The sequence below is a fragment of the Brochothrix campestris FSL F6-1037 genome (assembly GCF_000525915.1).
Classification (GTDB): domain Bacteria; phylum Bacillota; class Bacilli; order Lactobacillales; family Listeriaceae; genus Brochothrix; species Brochothrix campestris.
This window is the reverse complement of record NZ_AODH01000006.1, coordinates 1-16,754: the sequence shown is the minus strand read 5'-3', so window position 1 is coordinate 16,754 and position 16,754 is coordinate 1. Positions and strand designations below refer to the sequence as shown.

Here is a 16,754-nt window from a genome sequence, read left to right as displayed (position 1 = left end):
GATGCATGATGATTTCTTTATGTTAATTGAATCTTATCGGTTGGAATTTACCGTTGTGGAACAGGTGATTGCCGATTATTTTTTAGCGAAGCAACCAGCGGTGACAATGGCCGAACTCGGCAAGGAATTGGCGGTGTCAAATGCCTCAATTACCCGTTTTAGTAAAAAATTACAGTTGAATAATTACAAAGAACTGTTGTTTTTATACAAGCTGGCCTTAACGAATAAGCAAGACACACTATCTGTTGCCTCGGTCGTCACTGCTGCCTATCATTCATTAGCGACCCGGAGCGACCAAATGTATGATGAAGTGACAATTGATGCTTTTTGTCAGTTAATTCACCAACATAAGATCATTCATTTTCTCGGAAAGGGCTTTAATGCCTATGCGGGCATGGATTTTCAATTTAAGTTTTCGCGACTTGGTAAATATGTGCGTATTATGTCAGATGCAAACTCGATGACGTTATCTGTTAGGGCGGCTCAAAGCGATGAACTGCTTGTGGTCGCAAGTTTACGTGGTGATGACAACGATCTCTTGAAAGCGCTATGTCTTGCAGATAAAAAGCGCATCGCGACCGTTCTTATTACGGCGAATCCAACCTCGCAGTTACAAGCTGTTGCCCAACATACCTTAATAACAGCGGGGTTATCTCGGATTGAAGCGTTAGGAAGCATCTCGCCACAGATTCCGATGCTATTGCAACTTGATATGGTCTATGAACGCTATTTACATCTATATCCCGAAACGTCAGCTCAGTGGCTGGCATCCGAAGAAATATTGCATCAATAAGATGAGTGATGGAGGCGATTGCAATGAGGAACAGTACAAAATATATCAGTATCATGCTTGGACTGGTTTTATGTCTCAGTTTGATTCCTGCTCAAACAGTTAGTGCGGCCGAAAAATATAATGTTAAAGGGGAACATCAGCCATACTTTCATGGTTTTAGTGCCCAACAACTAAAAGACTGGTCACCAACAACAGATGACACAGCCAAATATTTTCGATCGACTGTCCGCTTACAGCCGCGTAATCAGCCTGATGTTGCGACACAAGCCCAGCCAACTTTACAAAATAATGCCCAGTTGTTGACCTTATCGGGTGATTATGGCGACCCGGGTTATGGTTTTGAAGCGGGAATTCCTGATTTCACCCGTACAGTGGCTGCATTTTCCCGCAATGTCTTTCAGTTTTGGCAGTATGTTGACTATTATGCCTCATGGAATGGCACACCGATTGCTGGATCAGATTATGAAGCGATTCGTGCCAATAAAAACGTCACGTATGGGGTCGTTAACTATCCGAATCCAGCCTATACAGATGCCGCTCATCGAAATGGGGTTAAAAGTTTAGGCAGTTGGTTTTGGCCCAGGGATGAAACGTTTTCTGAGTGGGTTGAACAAACAGCCGATGGTCGTTTTCCTGTCGCTGATAAAATGATTGAGTTGGCACAATATATGAACTTTGACGGCTATTTTATTAATCAAGAAGCGACGATTTCAGCACAAGATGCCCAACAATTACAAAAAATGCTCGTCTATCTCAAGCACAGGGCCCCGCAGCTATACGTTCAATTTTATGATTCACTCACAAAAGAGGGGCGACTTCATTATGTGAACGGATTTGATGAGAGCAATAGTTATTGGGTGCAGGCTGAAAATGGCGAAGCAGCAGATAGTCTTTTTATGAACTATGCTTGGAACAAACAGCGACTAGCAAACGGCAACCAACATGCCAAAACAAATGGTTTGGACCCGTTGCAAGTCATGTATGCCGGGACCGAAAATCAGAAGTACGGTTTTAATCCACCGTATGATCCACGAGAGGTATTCGCTAATAAAACGGAACCATTGGCATCGTGGGCCTTGTTTGGGAGTGACTTTGTTTATTCGCGTTTGCCAGCTAACAATTTAAAACGGGGTAACCAAACGTTAATTAACCAACGCGAGCGTGAGTATTGGTCGGGACCACGACAAGATCCGACTAAAACAGGTCGACTAACCGACGAGAACAGTTCGCCGTACCCCGATCAAGGTGTGCCTAATGATGCTAATAATGCGGCTCATTGGGATGGGGTAGCAGACGTTGTCGCTGAGAAAACAGTTATTCAACAGCAATCGTTTGTGAGTCATTTTAACACAGGGCACGGAACAGCCTTTTTTGCGAACGGTGAGAAGGTGTCAGAAAACGAATGGAGTAATATCGGTATTCAAGATATTTTGCCATCTTGGCAATGGTGGTCGACTGGGAAGGTGTCAGTTGCCTATGATTATAGCACCGCTTGGGATGGCGGTAGTTCATTACGTCTGCAAAATAAGGGCGGTAAAACCGAAGTGAATGTCTATAAAACCGATAAAATCATCAAAGCAACTGACGTCTTGCAAGTGGCAGCTCAAACCACAGGCGAACTCGCGACAAACATCACCTTGTACTTTAAAGATGCTCTTAAACAACCTGTGAACCTACCGCTTAAGTCGACGTCTAAATGGCAGGAACAAACGATTGACCTCAGTCCTTATCAAGGACGTGAATTAGGTAAAATCAGTGTGACAGCAAACACAAAGACAACCGGGACAATTAACTTAGGCAAACTGGCGCTCATAGCACCGACCTCTATGGCGACGGAACCAGCATTTAGTGTCGCTAAATGGTATCAACCAACAGGCGAAGCGTTTGTTAAGGCTAACATGAATGAAGCCCTTGCTTATTATGATGTGTACGATGATAGCAATAACTTTATCGGCCGCATCAACACGGCGGATAGCTATCTTGAAAAAATCCCATCAACGGCACAAAAATTAGTTGTTTATCCTGTTTCTAAACAAGGTGAACGCTTAAAAGAAATGGCAATATCACTTTAAAGGTGTCTTATCGAACTAATCGGAACGAAAGTAAAGACGACTAGGGGCGAACGATTAGTTACCATCGATAAGAAATATCTTGAATTTTAGGCGCTGTTAGCTGATGAAACTAGAGAAGATAACAACAGTTCGATGCAGTCTTATTATCTCGTATCCAAAATCGAGTGACTTATTTTCGAAGAAACAAGGAATTTAATTCGATTTAGGCTACAATCTAGAAGGCTCTGTCGGATAGACTGCTTTTTAACCTTAGAAACGTTGATATAACAATGTTTCTGGGGTTTCTTTTTTTTGTTTTGGTATAAATTTGGTATAAACTTATTCCATCATAAATGATGAGAATTTGTCAGCAGCTACAGCAATATTTTCTGGATAGAGATGATTATAGATGTTCATAGTTGTTTTGAAATCACTATGTCGTAATCTATGTTGAACTTCAGCTACTGACATACCCGCTTCAAAGCATAGACAACAATGCGTGTGTCTAAAATCATGAGGTTTAAGTTTTGGATGATTTGGAAACTGTTTATGAATCCATTTCAGCCAATCATTGACCGCCTGTGGTCGATATAATCTTCCATCCTTCATGACGAATAAAAACGAGGGATTCAGTTGTTGTTTTCTTATCTCGTACCATTTTTTTAATACATTAATGGTTTCGTCATCTAATCCTACTTTTTCGTAAGAAGATTTAGTTTTTGGAGTATCCAGATAGGGAATATAATGTTCATCAAGCCCAAGAGTCTTTCTAACAAAAATAGTTTTTTCTTCCCAATCAATATCATCCCATTCCAACCCTAAGGCTTCACCTTTTCTCATACCGGTAAATGCTAATAAATGAAAATAGGTATAATAGACAGGATTGTCTAAGGTCTTAATATCAGACAAAAAGTTGAGTAATTCTTGTTTCGTTAGAAATACAGCGGCATTAGATTTAGAGGTGTCTCTAACTGGATTGTAGGTGTTTCTCATGACGTTAGTTGTTATATATTCCATTCGAACAGCAAAATCCAGTATTTGAGCGGTTAATCTTCTTAACTTAATCGCAATACCATTGACTTGAATTTCCCATTTATCGACAACTCGCCTACAATAAGTGGTTGTGATGTCTTTTAATTTTAACTTTGCAAAATGAGGCAGAATATGAATTTGGGAATAACGCATGTAAGTGAGCCACGTTGATTTTTTGACACGTTTTTCTTTATAATCAAGAAACTCCTGCCAAACATGCTTGAAATCTTTCGTTGCAGAAGTATCCATCTTACTTTTTCGTTCAGCCATTGCTTTAATAAGATGTGCTTCTGCTTCTTTTTTTGTATCAAAATTTGCTTTTTTTAATCGTTCAGGTTTTAAAGTGTATGGATTGATACCCATATAGACATCATACTTCCACTTTTTAATCCCTCGCTTAGTATATGAAACTATATCTTTTTTCTTTTTAGTCATAAAATTTCCTCTCTTTTCATGACTAACGTCTATAACCCAATTATAATAAGGTTCGTGTAAAAATCAACAAAGAAAGGGTAGGCTATTGCCCCCCTTTCTATTTGTTTATGCTGTGAGCTCATTCATAAAGTCACTGACTTCAACAAGTGAAGTAGCATTAAGATGTATATATGTATTCAATGTTACTGCAGTATTTGAATGGCCAACGTATCTTTGAATTTGTTTGATATCGAATTGTTTTGATTGATGAAGTCTTGTAATAAAAGTGTGTCTAATATCATGAACTGTAGCCTTTTGACAATTTGCTTGTTTTAAAATAGTTTTGAACCATCCATTTACATACGTCGGTCTATATAACTCGTTATTTTTATTTTTTAAAAAGCATGTCCTGCTCAGCAGGCAATTCCTCAATATATTCTCGAATTAAATCGGTAAGCGTTGTAGAAATAGGGATTTGTCGCTCTGAAGCTTTTGTTTTACATGATGATAGAATAGCTTTATTTGTTTCTTCATCATAGGTTACGCTATTTGTGATATGAATTATCTTATTATCTAAATCAATACTTTTTCTTGATAGAGCTAATGCTTCAGATTTTCTCATTCCTGTATTAAGTAGAATGTTGAAGTAAACTTTCTTAAATATATCTTGATGGTTGTTAATAATAGTTTCGATAGCTCTCAACTCTTTGTCACTTAAGATGACGGGTGCTCTTTTTTGATCACGTTTAGGACCTCTATAATTTAATAAATGATTATTTTCAATTAATCCTTTTCTAAAAGCAAATTTATAAGTTTCACTTAAAAAAGAGAAAAGCTGTTTTGCAATTCCATTTTTGTGAATTTCATAAGATACTAAAATATCATCTAATTCTGAAGGTTCTATTAAATTAATGTATTTATTTTTGAAATCATCAGATAAATGATTCTTAACAAGCGCCTTATATTTTTGGATAGTAGAAATCTTTAATCCTTTTTCTTTTTTCTCTTCGATTACTTCATTGAATATACGATTAAATTCATATGAATAAGAGTATTTACCGCTCTTTTTTAACAAAGATTTTTCAATTTTCTCCTTCTCTTTATTGGCTTTTTTTTAGCTCATTTCTCAAATGCATAGCAGCTTCGAGTGATGTTTTAAACTTAGCTTTTTTCAAGTAAACTCTTTTTTTAGTAAATGAATTATAGTAAGCGTATATACTATATTTGTAGTGTGTCTTTCCCCAAAAGGTGTATTCTGTTACGGATTTTAATTCTTCAGAATACTCTTGCATTAATTTTAGATTTTCTTTCTCAATTTTTTCTTTCATTCGTTCTGCATTTGTTTTAATTTTTGGCATCGAAGGTAAGCTCCTTTTTTTTATTGGTAGCTTAGTTTATGCAAAAACAAATTTTTTACAACGCGTGAACATTAATAAAAATTTACGATTGTTACTTAAATATGTATTATTTTACTGTTAGTTTACGTGGAACTTTATTTGATTATTAGGTTATTTTCTCTTATGTAGTTGCTTATAATTCTAAAAACAAATATGGAGGGATTTAACATGAATGATTTACAACAAGCAATCGAAAAAATTTGTGATAATAGAATTAAAGAGGAAGTATCTGCTCGTGATCTTAGGATAGAAGAACTTGAGAAAGAAATAAAATATTTAAAAGTGCTGATAGATAATTTAAGTAATACAAATAAAAAAGTAGATAAGGAGAAATTAAATATGAAGGAATCGACTGCTTATTTAGGCTATAAATCATATAATACGTTAAGTAGCAGAATTGGTACGGAAGGGTTTCCAAAAAGATATGAAGATGGAGGAAAAGTATATTTCTTGAAAGAAGAGTTAGATGCATGGATAGTAACATTAAAAAGTAAGGAGTAAGTGGAGAACCACTGTCTGACCCTTACTTGTGTTTAGAGGAAAGAATCTATTGATCAACTAAACAGTACGTCATTCTTTGCTATCAAAATATACCATAAACAGTTAAAATATAAGTAGATAAGCATTTAATTGACAAAATAAGGAGTGTATCGCAAGTGGCAACTACAACATCAAAAACATTATCACAAGCACTATGGAATTCAGCGGATATTTTGCGTTCTAAAATGGATGCTAATGAGTATAAAACCTATTTATTAAGTTTGGTATTTTATAAGTACTTATCAGATAAAATGCTGTTAAAAGCTTCTGAGTTATTAGAAGCCGATACAGATGATTTAGCACAAGCACAACGTAATTTTGAGGAAGCCTTTGCAGATGAGAGGTTGCGTGATGAGCTAATTAATGCGGTAAAAGAAGATGTCTCGTATGTGATTGAACCTAAGCTAACGTTTACTCATTTAGTGGATATGGTAAATAAAGGAAAATTCCAATTAGAAGATTTAGCGCAAGGCTTTAGAGAGATAGAGCAGTCAAGCGAGATATTTGAGAATTTATTTGAAGATGTGGACTTATATTCAAAAAAATTAGGGCCAAACAGCAGTAAACAAAACCAAACGATTTCAGCCTTAATGAAGGAATTAGCGACATTAGATATCGCACATAATGGCGATATGTTAGGCGATGCTTACGAGTATTTAATCGGAGAGTTTGCGGCCGATTCTGGTAAAAAAGCCGGTGAATTCTATACGCCACAGCCTGTGTCTCAATTAATGACGAAAATTGTGATGCAAGGCAAAGAAAATCAAAAAGGCTTTTCTGTCTATGACCCGACGATGGGTTCAGGTTCCCTAATGTTGAATGCCAAGAAGTATTCGAATGAACCTGGTACGATTGGTTATTTCGGACAAGAATTAAACACGTCTACGTTCAACTTAGCGCGTATGAACATGATTCTACATGGAGTGGATATCGAGAACCAACATTTGAATAATGCGGATACCTTGGATGGAGATTGGCCAACAGATGAGCCAACCAACTTCGAAGCAGTTCTAATGAACCCACCTTATTCTGCTAAGTGGTCTGCCGAAAAAGGGTTCTTAGATGATCCACGTTTTTCATCTTATGGGGTATTAGCGCCGAAATCCAAAGCTGATTTTGCATTCCTGTTGCATGGCTTCTATCATTTAAAAGATACAGGAACAATGGCGATTGTCTTGCCTCATGGTGTGCTATTCCGTGGTGCAGCAGAAGGGAAAATTCGTCAAGCGCTATTAGAGCAAGGTGCGATTGATACCGTGATTGGTTTACCTGCTAATATCTTCTTCAATACAAGTATTCCAACGACGATTATTATTTTGAAAAAAAAATCGTTCATCTCGTGATGTTTTCTTTATTGATGCATCAAATGACTTTGAAAAAGCGAAAACGCAAAATAATTTAACACCAGAGCATATTGAGAAAATATTAGATACTTATATCAAGCGTGAAAATATTGAGAAATATGCCCATTTGGCTTCATTTGAAGAAATCGTTGAGAATGACTTTAACTTAAATATTCCGCGTTATGTCGATACTTTTGAGGAAGAAGAACCAATTAATCTAACGGAGCTATCTAATAGCATGAGAGCTACAAATAAAGCTATTGAACAAGCTGAAACTGAATTATACGGCTTGATGAAAGAATTAACAGCTAATAACGATGATACAGCTCAACAATTAGCTGATTTGATGAGTTTGCTACAGGTAGGTGAGTAAGATGGCGAATAAAATAACCAAGCAACCGGAGATTAGATTTAAAGGATTTAATAACGATTGGGAACAGCGTAAGTTGAGTGAGGTCCTAAAAGTTTCTAAAGAAAAAAATAAAGATAATGGTTTTGATAAAAATGATGTTCTGTCTGTTTCAAGAGAATATGGCACAGTTAACCAAATTGAATACCAAGGAAGATCATTTGCAGGTGCTGATGTTTCAAATTACAAAGTAGTAAAGGAAAATGATTTAATATATACTAAGAGCCCTTTAAAAGGTGCACCATATGGTATTTTTCAGAATGCCACAATAAACGGAATTATTTCTCCTTTATATGCTGTTTATCATTCAACTGAAATAGCATATGCTCCATATGTATCTATTTATTTAAAAAATGATAATATAGCAACACATTATTTAAGCCCATTAGTCTCAAAAGGAGCTAAAAATACTATTAATGTTACCGATGAAGGTGCTTTAGAAGGGAAAATATTTTTTCCTAATGTTTTAGAACAAAGGAAAATATCAGGATTTTTTAAATCCTTAGATGATACTATCGCTCTTCAGAATTGTAAGTTAGAAGAAATGCAATTATATAAAAAAGCCATGCTTCAAAAAATGTTTCCAAAAAATGGTGAAAAAGTTCCTGAAATACGATTTGACGGATTTACTGACGATTGGGAACAGCGTAAGTTAGGAGCGATATCAGAAAGGGTAACAAGAAAAAACAAAGATTTAGAATCTACATTACCTCTAACTATTTCTGCTCAATATGGCTTAGTTGACCAAATTACATATTTTAATAAGCAAATAGCAAGTAAAGACGTAAGCAATTATTATTTATTGGAAAAGGGTGAGTTCGCCTATAATAAAAGTTATTCGAAAGACTATCCTTGGGGAGCAGTTAAACGATTGGATAATTATGATAAAGGCGTATTATCAACATTATACATAGTTTTTAAGCCAACTGATGTTGACTCGAATTTTTTAGTATCCTATTACGATACAGATAACTGGCATAGAGAGGTTTCTATGCGAGCAGCTGAGGGTGCAAGAAATCATGGACTACTAAATATTACAGCAAATGATTTTTTTGATACTGATTTAACTATTCCCACAAATAATAACGAACAACAAAAGATTGGTGCCTTTTTCAAATCTCTCGATGATGCTATCGCTCTTCAGAATAATAAGCTAAATAAGTTAAAAGAGATGAAAAAAGCATTGCTTCAAAAGATGTTTGTGTGATAATTAGTGGCCATTTTTTACAGCTTTATTAATATTTTATAATTTATAGTAATTTGTGCTAAATCCTCTTTCATAATGAATGTTTAATCATCATTTTGAAGGAGGATTTTTTATGATATCAGAAAGCACAAAATTTCATGAGTATTTTTTAGAATGGATTAAACTATACAAAGAAGGGGCAGTCAGAGAGATTACGCTAAAAAAATATTACACTTCACATTTGTTTATTACTCAAATTGCCCCCAATTTATTGCTATCCGAATTGAGTCGTCAATCTTATCAAGCAATATTAAATGAATATGCTTCAACACATGAAAAACAAACAACAAAGGACTTTCATCATCAGTTAAAGAGTTCTATAAGAGATGCGGTTGATGAGAAAATCATCGCTCATGATCCGACAAGAAAAGTTGTGATAAAAGGCAAGAAACCCAGGGATAAAAAGCAAAAATATCTAAGTCAGTTCGAATTGCAAAAATTGTTAGATATTTTAGATTTAGGTAATGAAATTAATCTTGATTGGATGATTTTGTTGATGGCAAAGACAGGGATTAGATTTTCTGAGGCTCTGGGGTTAACACCAGAGGACTTTGATTTTCATAATCACTCTATTACGATTAATAAGTCTTGGGATTATCGAAGTGAACATGGTGGTTTTCAAGGAACAAAAAATAAGTCATCTATTAGAAAGGTACCAATTGATTGGAAAACTTGTATGCAATTTTCTCATTTGATTCAAGAAAAACAAGAAAATCAGCCAATTTTTGTTGCAGGTAGAATTTATAATTCAACTGTGAATCATCGTTTGAAAAAATATTGCCAAAAGGCTAATATTCCTGTGATATCAGCGCATGGATTAAGACACACTCATGCCTCGTTATTATTGTTTGCGGGTGTTTCAATTGCGACAGTAGCGAGAAGGTTAGGTCATGCTAATATGACTACTACACAACAAGTTTATTTGCATATCATTCAAGAATTAGAGAATCAAGATAACGATAAAGTGATGAGATATTTATCAAGTATATAGCCAAAAGACAGGATAATGCTGAAAAGTGTTATCCTATTTTTTATAATTGACTCTAATTTCTGAAGAGCGATAGTATGGTCGAGAGTATCAAAAAACTTTCCAATCTTCTCTTGTTCTGCAATTGATGGAAGCACTATTGGCATATTAAAAAACGTATCTGAATGAATTCTTTTAGCCCTTCTTGAACCATTAGCTATTGTACCTTGAAAAAGGTAAAATTCTTTTCTTGAAACATACTCTAAAAAATATTTTGCATTTAAACCTTGTAATATATCAAATGCAGGTGAGTCCAATGTTGATTCATAACCATCTAACTCTTTAGGTATAATACCAAATGCTTGATTTAAAAAGTCCAATTTACCATAAATAAACTGACCTTGTTTTCTAATATAGTAATTAGTTGAAGTACTTCCTTTATATATTTCTTCTTTTGGAATAACACCCTTTCCCCATAATTTAACAGTTAATTTTTTTGCAATACTTCCATCAGAACCTGGAATCTTACTTTCCTCTAAAAATTCTCCAACCTTACGCTGTTCCCAATCGTTAGGTGAAAAAATGTGATAGTTTGTTATATTTTAGAGATATTCACCATACATAATATTTTTAATAACTTACTAATATCCCAACAATTTTGTACGTCTGCTATGATATAATTTTTAGTATAAGGAAATAAGCGGAAAGTAGGGTAGCTATGTACTCATTTACTTCAGAAGAAATTATGGAAAATAACTTAATTCAACAATTAATTACAGGAGAATCGCAGTGGACGTATCGTGAAGACCTACGTACAGAAGATGATTTATGGGCTAATTTCAAACAAAAATTGGAAGCGAATAATAAACAAGTTTTGAATGATGTCATGTTAACGAACCAAGAATTTCAACAAATCAAAAATCAATTAACTTTTGCGAATTTTTATCGAGCGGCTGAATGGTTAAGTGGTGAGAATGGTATTGCGAAAGTCGAAGTGCAACGCGAAGATGCCTCGCTTGGTACTATTCGTCTAACTGTCATGAAGAACCGTGATATTGCAGCGGGTATTTCTTCTTATGAAGTCATTAATCAATATCGTTCAAGTAAAGATAGTGTACAAGACCGCAATCGTCGTTTTGATGTGACATTATTAATCAATGGGTTGCCGATGATTCATATTGAATTAAAAAATAAACGAGAACCTTATATGGATGCGTTTCGTCAGATTGATAAATACTTAAAAGAAGGTAAGTTTACCGGTATTTTCTCAAGCCTACAGATGTTTGTCGTGACAAACGGCGTTGATACTCGCTACATTGCGGCTTCAATTAGTAGTAAACTAAAACCGGCTTTCTTAACAAAATGGGTTGATAAAGAGAACCAACCTGTGACGGATTATTTAGATTTTGCTCGAGAGGTCTTATCTATTCCGATGGCACACAGAATGGTCGCGCACTATTCTGTTCTCGATAATGAACGTAAATCCTTGATTCTTCTACGTCCGTATCAAATTCACGCGATTGAAGCGGTCAAAGAAGCTTCTAAGCATCGTCAAGGTGGTTTTGTTTGGCATACGACGGGTTCAGGAAAAACTCTGACCAGTTATAAGTGTGCTCGTAACTTATTACAAATTCCATCAATTGATAAGACGATTTTTATTGTCGATCGAATTGACTTGGACCAACAAACGTCAGCTTCATTTAACTCTTATGCACAAAATGACGCGATTGAGATAAATGAAACAGAGAATGTCTCCGACTTAATCAAAAAATTAGGAAATGGTGACCGTTCAGGCATCGTTGTGACGACTATTCAGAAGTTAAACCATTTAATCAGACGCTTAAATAATAAGCCAGACGGACGAGATTACAAAAAACTATCGCAATTACGCGTCGCTTTTGTCGTGGATGAATGTCATCGTGCCGTGAGTGCAGAGAAGAAAAACGAGATCTCGGAATTTTTCATTAATTCATTATGGTATGGTTTTACTGGAACCCCTATTTTTAAAGAAAACGCTAAAGATGAAAAAGGGAATATGGCCCGAACTACTTATGAGCAATATGGTGAATGTTTACATAACTATACAGTGAAAGAAGCTATTCATGATAAAGCAGTATTAGGTTTTCAAGTAGAATATAAGGCCACCTTTGAGGAAGAACAATTGGATGAGATTGTTGCAACTGTGACCGGTAAAGAGTTATCCGAAGTGGAAACAATGGACATGTTAGTCCGTGAAGCCAAAGTACCTAAGAAGGTTTATGAAGAAGAGGAACATATGCTGGCGGTAATTAATTCTATCATCAATAAGTCTTCCAAAAAACTGGGATTCAATAACGGTGTAGGGTACACCTATAATGCGATTTTGACTACGACGTCAATTGCCCAAGCGCAAAAGTATTATGACTTGATTAAAGAAGTCAAAGCAGGCCATTCATCAGTGAAAATATCAGAAAAAATTAAACGTGTCTTGCCTGATTTTCCTAAAGTCGCGATTACTTATTCAATTAGTGAGAATGAAGAATCTTCTGAGGTGAATCAGACGAAGATGAAGGAAGCGTTGTTGGATTACAATGCTGAATTTGGCACTAATTTTAGCATTGATACGATGAGAGGTTATAACAGTAATGTGAATGATCGTCTGGCTCGTAAGAAAGAAAAGTATCAAGCCAGAAGTGAGCAGTTAGACTTAGTCATTGTAGTCGACCGTTTGCTTACAGGATTTGATGCGCCATGTTTATCGACTATCTTTATTGATCGTCCGCCTATGCCACCTCACAACTTGATACAGGCGTTTTCACGGACTAATCGTATCTTTGACTCTAAGAAAGAATATGGCCAAGTAGTAACGTTCCAGTTGCCTGCATTGTTTGAAGAAAGTGTTAAAGATGCCCTACGCCTATATTCAAACGGTGGAGAGAATGAAGTATTAGCGCCTGAATGGGAAGAATCGAAAACGGCTTTTATTGAAGCAATTCATAATCTAAGACAAATAGCGGAAGAACCTGAAAACATTGATATTGATGCCTCTCCAATTGAATGGTTGAAGAAGTTTGCAAAAGCTTATCAGCGCGTGGATAAGACGTTTAGTGCGGTTCAAGTTTATACAGAATATGAAGATGAGATGTTGGGCACCCTTTTCTCAATCACGATGCCTGAATTAGAAAATTATCATGGGAAATATCAAAATGCGTTGGAGAAAATTATAGAGGACGGTCCAGAACGGGATGAAATTGAGTTGGATGTAGAATATGAGTTATCATCTATTAAAACAGACAAGATAAACTACGAGTATATTTTAATGTTAATCCAATCGTTTGTCCCAAGTGGTGATGATGACATTCAATTGGTACATACGATGAATGATAAAACGATGCAAGAAGTTGAGAAGTATTTAGAAGACCTTGCACGCACCAATCAAACCATGGCTAATATTGTCAAAGGAATATGGCAAGATTTACAAGACAACCCTGAAAACTACCGCGATAAATTGATTTCGATGGAAGTAGAAGCTGTCATTGAGCAAACAGAACAACAATTTGTCGAGGAAGTTTCAAAGGAATGGTATGTCGAAGAAGATAAATTGGCCTATTATGTAGATAATTACAAACACGGCAAAGAACATCAATTAGGCGCAAGTGATTTATATAAGAGTGCTGATTACAATCAATACAAAACAACCGCTGAAAATCCAGTGATTAAATTGAGATATCGAAGTGAATTGTTTAAACAAATTAATGAGAAGATTGAAGAAAATATTTTACCGCTTAGAGAGAAGTAGTGAAATTATAATTAGGGAGAGAGTTAGGAAATAGACTGTCTCCCTATAATTTAATAGTAAAGGAGTTAGTTATGGCAATTACTGATATATTTAAAAGTATGCAATTTAAAAAAGAAATAGAACAATTAACGAAAGAAATTGACGTATTAAAGAATCGAGATCGTTCGATAGAAGCCATGAGTTTAGTTGAAATCCATGAACAAATAGATCAGCAGAAAAAGACATTGGAAGAGCTTAAAGCGACTACACTTGATTACGAAAATAAAGTCGAACAGATGGAACAGGAAGTAGAAAAAAGAGAATCAAAAATTAAAGAGTTAGAAAAAGACTTAATCGTGACTAAAGAGGCGATTGAGATGGAAGGATATGGACTATATATTCCAAAATATGATTTTGCTACATCATTAGGCTACAAAGTGCAATTAGATAAAGTAAGACAAGAACAAAAAGAGATGATCAGAAATAAAAGCGCTGTCAATTATTTTGATAACTGGACTGTAGAGGGTAGTCGAGCTAAAGGTAAGAAGATGACAAATGATAATATTAGACAAATTCTTCGTTCATTTAACAATGAATGTGAGGCCGCTATCAATAAAGTGAAATACAATAATTTGCACTCAATAGAAAATCGAATTATGAAGTCATTTGAACAATTAAATAAATTGAACGCAACCAATAAAGTATCTCTGACGGCTAAATTTTTAGATTTAAAGCTGGCTGAAATGACTTTAGCTTATGAGTACGAGCGAAAAAAACAAGATGAAAAAGAAGAATTACGAGAACAACGTGAGCGTGAACGAGAAGAAAAAGCATTACAAAGAGAGATTCAAAATAAGAAGAAGATTATTGATAAAGATATTACCCATTATCAAAATATGATTTCCGATTTAGAAAATAGATTAAAACAAGCAAACAATGATGAAGACAAAGAATCCATTCAACTTCAAATTGAAGAATTACGTTTAAACATCAATGAACGTGAGGAAGAAAAGGCAGAATTAGATTATCGAACAGCCCATGCTTCAGCAGGATTTGTCTATATTATAAGCAATATTGGCTCATTTGGAGAAGACGTAGTAAAAATCGGCGTAACTCGACGTATTGATCCTTTAGAACGTATTAATGAGCTTAGTAGTGCATCAGTTCCGTTTAAATTTGATGTCCATGCTTTAATATTTAGTTATGACGCTTATACATTGGAGAACGAATTACATAAATATTTTGACAAGTATAGAATAAACAGAGTAAATAACAGAAAAGAATTCTTCAAAGTACCAATTAAGAAAATTGAAGAAAAGCTTGAAGAATATGGTGAACTGACTATTGATTTTAATTCAGACCCTGACGCGGAAGAGTATAGAGAGTCATTGTAAGTTTCGTTTGATTTTTATAATAATTAATTCTGATAAGAAGGTGATAAAAAGTGGAAGATAGTAAAAATGTTCATCATGATATGATTAGTAAGATTAATGAAAAAATCAACGCTAAAAAAGTATGGTCAGTATCATAAATGTGTTTTTCATATTCACACTCCAGCTTCACATGATTACACTCTTATACCTGGAGGGACTTGTTCGAAAACGTTAATTGATTACGCAATGAAAATTGGATTTTTAAGGGAGAATTTCAATGAAATAGAGGATTTTACGTATAAAGGATTTAAAAATCAACATGAATGCTTGAGCTACTTGTTACTTGCAAATAAACTTGTTGACGAGGAAATTGAAATAGCAGTAGTTACAGATCATAATTGTATTGATGGTTTCTGTAAATTAGCCGATGCAATAAAAAATTTTAAAAGAAAAAGGAGGAAAGACATTAAAGGTTTTTCCACAAATAATTTTGGGTATTGAAATTTCATGTTCCGATAAAAATCATGTTGTTGGTATATTCAATCATTTAAATTCTAAAAAAGAACTACAGGATTGGATAAACGATTATATTATTTCTCCAAAGGATGGTACATATCTATCCAGTTTAGAAGTTTTAGAAATGATTAATAGTAAAAAAGGAATAGGTTATATAGCGCATATTAATAGTTCAGATATATTTAGAAAAAAAATATTTAAGTAGAGTATATAAAGAGAGATTGTTTAATACATACAGCTTGAAAATTTTAGGTCTTTCAAAATATGGATAAAAAAATTTCTGTAGAAAACAGTATAAAAAATTATTCTGATAAAAAATTTAATTTTATCTTGGATGAAGATTCTCACTCTTTATATGAGTTGGGAACAAAGACTTTTTGGCTGAAAACCCAGACATTGAATTTTGAAGGTATTAAGAGCTCATTAAATGATTTTGATTGTTCTATATCTTATTCTAAGCCCACTTTTCCAGATAGTTATGTAAAGGCTTTATATTTTGACGGTACAGGATTTATAAGTTCAAAAAATAATACTGGTGAAGGTGATGTGTTAGTTTTTTCTGAGAGTATGAATTGTATTATAGGAGGTAGAGGTTCAGGAAAAACTACCTTGTTAAATTCACTTAATTTATTGATTAGTCAACTTGTGGACAGTAGTAGCTCACTAAAAAATGCTTTGAGTCAAGGATATTTGTGTATGCTTTATAGACACGAGAAAGAGGTGGAATGGCAACAGTAAATTGAACAAAAATTATAAGGGCTGTAATTTAAATTCGGTAGGCGTTAAATAACCCAATGTTCCATGAATACGGATGTTATTAAACCAATGAACGTAATCATTTAATTCAAGTTCCAGCTGATTAAGATTGGAAAAGTGAGCTTGGTTTGCGAATTCTGTTTTAAACACTTTGAATGTT

At 34.6% G+C, this 16,754-nt stretch carries 13 protein-coding genes and 2 pseudogenes; 10 read left to right on the top strand and 5 right to left on the bottom strand.

The genetic code is table 11. The annotated features are described in order from the left end of the window. The first annotated feature begins 1 nt into the window (after window position 1). Together BCAMP_RS01635 and BCAMP_RS01630 are read left to right on the top strand one after the other, a co-directional pair. On the top strand, window positions 2–793 hold the full coding sequence (locus BCAMP_RS01635; RefSeq protein WP_035313151.1) for a MurR/RpiR family transcriptional regulator: 792 nt from the start codon (window positions 2–4) through the stop codon (window positions 791–793). Between the two features lie 23 nt (window positions 794–816). Further along, window positions 817–2,865, top strand: coding sequence for an endo-beta-N-acetylglucosaminidase (locus BCAMP_RS01630; RefSeq protein WP_051456795.1), 2,049 nt, complete (start codon window positions 817–819; stop codon window positions 2,863–2,865). 318 nt (window positions 2,866–3,183) lie between these two features. Here the strand turns inward: BCAMP_RS01630 and BCAMP_RS01625 are convergent, their stop codons facing one another. From BCAMP_RS01625 to BCAMP_RS01615, 3 genes and pseudogenes are all read right to left on the bottom strand, one after another. Further along, window positions 3,184–4,311, bottom strand: coding sequence for a tyrosine-type recombinase/integrase (locus BCAMP_RS01625; RefSeq protein WP_035313149.1), 1,128 nt, complete (start codon window positions 4,309–4,311; stop codon window positions 3,184–3,186). Window positions 4,312–4,416: 105 nt separating this feature from the next. Further along, window positions 4,417–5,365: pseudogene (locus BCAMP_RS01620) on the bottom strand (tyrosine-type recombinase/integrase). A gap of 25 nt (window positions 5,366–5,390) precedes the next feature. Next, entirely contained in the window at window positions 5,391–5,648 is a 258-nt protein-coding gene (locus BCAMP_RS01615; RefSeq protein ID WP_035313147.1) for a hypothetical protein, read from the bottom strand. A 207-nt stretch (window positions 5,649–5,855) separates the two neighbouring features. Here BCAMP_RS01615 and BCAMP_RS01610 point away from each other — a divergent pair, with 207 nt between their 5' ends. The 4 genes and pseudogenes from BCAMP_RS01610 to BCAMP_RS01595 all read left to right on the top strand — a co-directional run bounded on the left by BCAMP_RS01610 (window position 5,856) and on the right by BCAMP_RS01595 (window position 10,216). Beyond that, window positions 5,856–6,188: a hypothetical protein gene (locus BCAMP_RS01610; RefSeq protein ID WP_035313146.1), complete on the top strand. Its 333-nt coding sequence runs from the start codon at window positions 5,856–5,858 to the stop codon at window positions 6,186–6,188. Between the two features lie 224 nt (window positions 6,189–6,412). After that, window positions 6,413–7,943 (top strand): annotated as a pseudogene (locus tag BCAMP_RS01605) (type I restriction-modification system subunit M). A gap of 1 nt (window position 7,944) precedes the next feature. After that, window positions 7,945–9,186 (top strand): restriction endonuclease subunit S, encoded by a 1,242-nt coding sequence (locus BCAMP_RS01600; protein ID WP_035313145.1) that lies wholly within the window; start codon window positions 7,945–7,947, stop codon window positions 9,184–9,186. A 112-nt stretch (window positions 9,187–9,298) separates the two neighbouring features. After that, on the top strand, window positions 9,299–10,216 hold the full coding sequence (locus BCAMP_RS01595) for a tyrosine-type recombinase/integrase (protein ID WP_035313144.1): 918 nt from the start codon (window positions 9,299–9,301) through the stop codon (window positions 10,214–10,216). Here the strand turns inward: BCAMP_RS01595 and BCAMP_RS12950 are convergent. Further along, a complete protein-coding gene (locus BCAMP_RS12950; protein ID WP_035313143.1) occupies window positions 10,174–10,572 on the bottom strand; it encodes a restriction endonuclease subunit S in 399 nt (132 codons plus the stop codon). The two genes, BCAMP_RS01595 and BCAMP_RS12950, sit on opposite strands and share 43 nt — an antisense overlap. Before the next feature lie 338 nt (window positions 10,573–10,910). On the opposite strand from BCAMP_RS12950, the gene BCAMP_RS01585 reads away from it, so the two are divergent. The 4 genes from BCAMP_RS01585 to BCAMP_RS01565 all read left to right on the top strand — a co-directional run bounded on the left by BCAMP_RS01585 (window position 10,911) and on the right by BCAMP_RS01565 (window position 16,576). Next, on the top strand, window positions 10,911–13,970 hold the full coding sequence (locus BCAMP_RS01585) for a type I restriction endonuclease subunit R (RefSeq protein WP_035313142.1): 3,060 nt from the start codon (window positions 10,911–10,913) through the stop codon (window positions 13,968–13,970). A gap of 71 nt (window positions 13,971–14,041) precedes the next feature. Then, on the top strand, window positions 14,042–15,343 hold the full coding sequence (locus BCAMP_RS01580; protein WP_035313141.1) for a DUF4041 domain-containing protein: 1,302 nt from the start codon (window positions 14,042–14,044) through the stop codon (window positions 15,341–15,343). Window positions 15,344–15,439: 96 nt separating this feature from the next. After that, a complete protein-coding gene (locus tag BCAMP_RS01575; RefSeq protein WP_156921089.1) occupies window positions 15,440–15,823 on the top strand; it encodes a hypothetical protein in 384 nt (127 codons plus the stop codon). A gap of 279 nt (window positions 15,824–16,102) precedes the next feature. Continuing rightward, window positions 16,103–16,576, top strand: a complete 474-nt coding sequence (locus BCAMP_RS01565) for a hypothetical protein (protein ID WP_035313136.1) — start codon at window positions 16,103–16,105, stop codon at window positions 16,574–16,576. Between the two features lie 12 nt (window positions 16,577–16,588). Here the strand turns inward: BCAMP_RS01565 and BCAMP_RS12945 are convergent. Further along, the coding region (locus BCAMP_RS12945) for an IS3 family transposase (protein ID WP_156921088.1) at window positions 16,589–16,754 on the bottom strand (166 nt) is incomplete at its 5' end.

Bases quoted from the DNA above. Each gene is read 5' to 3' on its own strand.
- BCAMP_RS01635 (WP_035313151.1), top strand. From the start codon at position 2: ATGCATGATGATTTCTTTATGTTAATTGAATCTTATCGGTTGGAATTT.
- BCAMP_RS01630 (WP_051456795.1), top strand. From the start codon at position 817: ATGAGGAACAGTACAAAATATATCAGTATCATGCTTGGACTGGTTTTA.
- BCAMP_RS01625 (WP_035313149.1), bottom strand. From the start codon at position 4,311: ATGACTAAAAAGAAAAAAGATATAGTTTCATATACTAAGCGAGGGATT.
- BCAMP_RS01615 (WP_035313147.1), bottom strand. From the start codon at position 5,648: ATGCCAAAAATTAAAACAAATGCAGAACGAATGAAAGAAAAAATTGAG.
- BCAMP_RS01610 (WP_035313146.1), top strand. From the start codon at position 5,856: ATGAATGATTTACAACAAGCAATCGAAAAAATTTGTGATAATAGAATT.
- BCAMP_RS01600 (WP_035313145.1), top strand. From the start codon at position 7,945: ATGGCGAATAAAATAACCAAGCAACCGGAGATTAGATTTAAAGGATTT.
- BCAMP_RS01595 (WP_035313144.1), top strand. From the start codon at position 9,299: ATGATATCAGAAAGCACAAAATTTCATGAGTATTTTTTAGAATGGATT.
- BCAMP_RS01585 (WP_035313142.1), top strand. From the start codon at position 10,911: ATGTACTCATTTACTTCAGAAGAAATTATGGAAAATAACTTAATTCAA.
- BCAMP_RS01580 (WP_035313141.1), top strand. From the start codon at position 14,042: ATGGCAATTACTGATATATTTAAAAGTATGCAATTTAAAAAAGAAATA.
- BCAMP_RS01575 (WP_156921089.1), top strand. From the start codon at position 15,440: ATGAAAAAATCAACGCTAAAAAAGTATGGTCAGTATCATAAATGTGTT.
- BCAMP_RS01565 (WP_035313136.1), top strand. From the start codon at position 16,103: ATGGATAAAAAAATTTCTGTAGAAAACAGTATAAAAAATTATTCTGAT.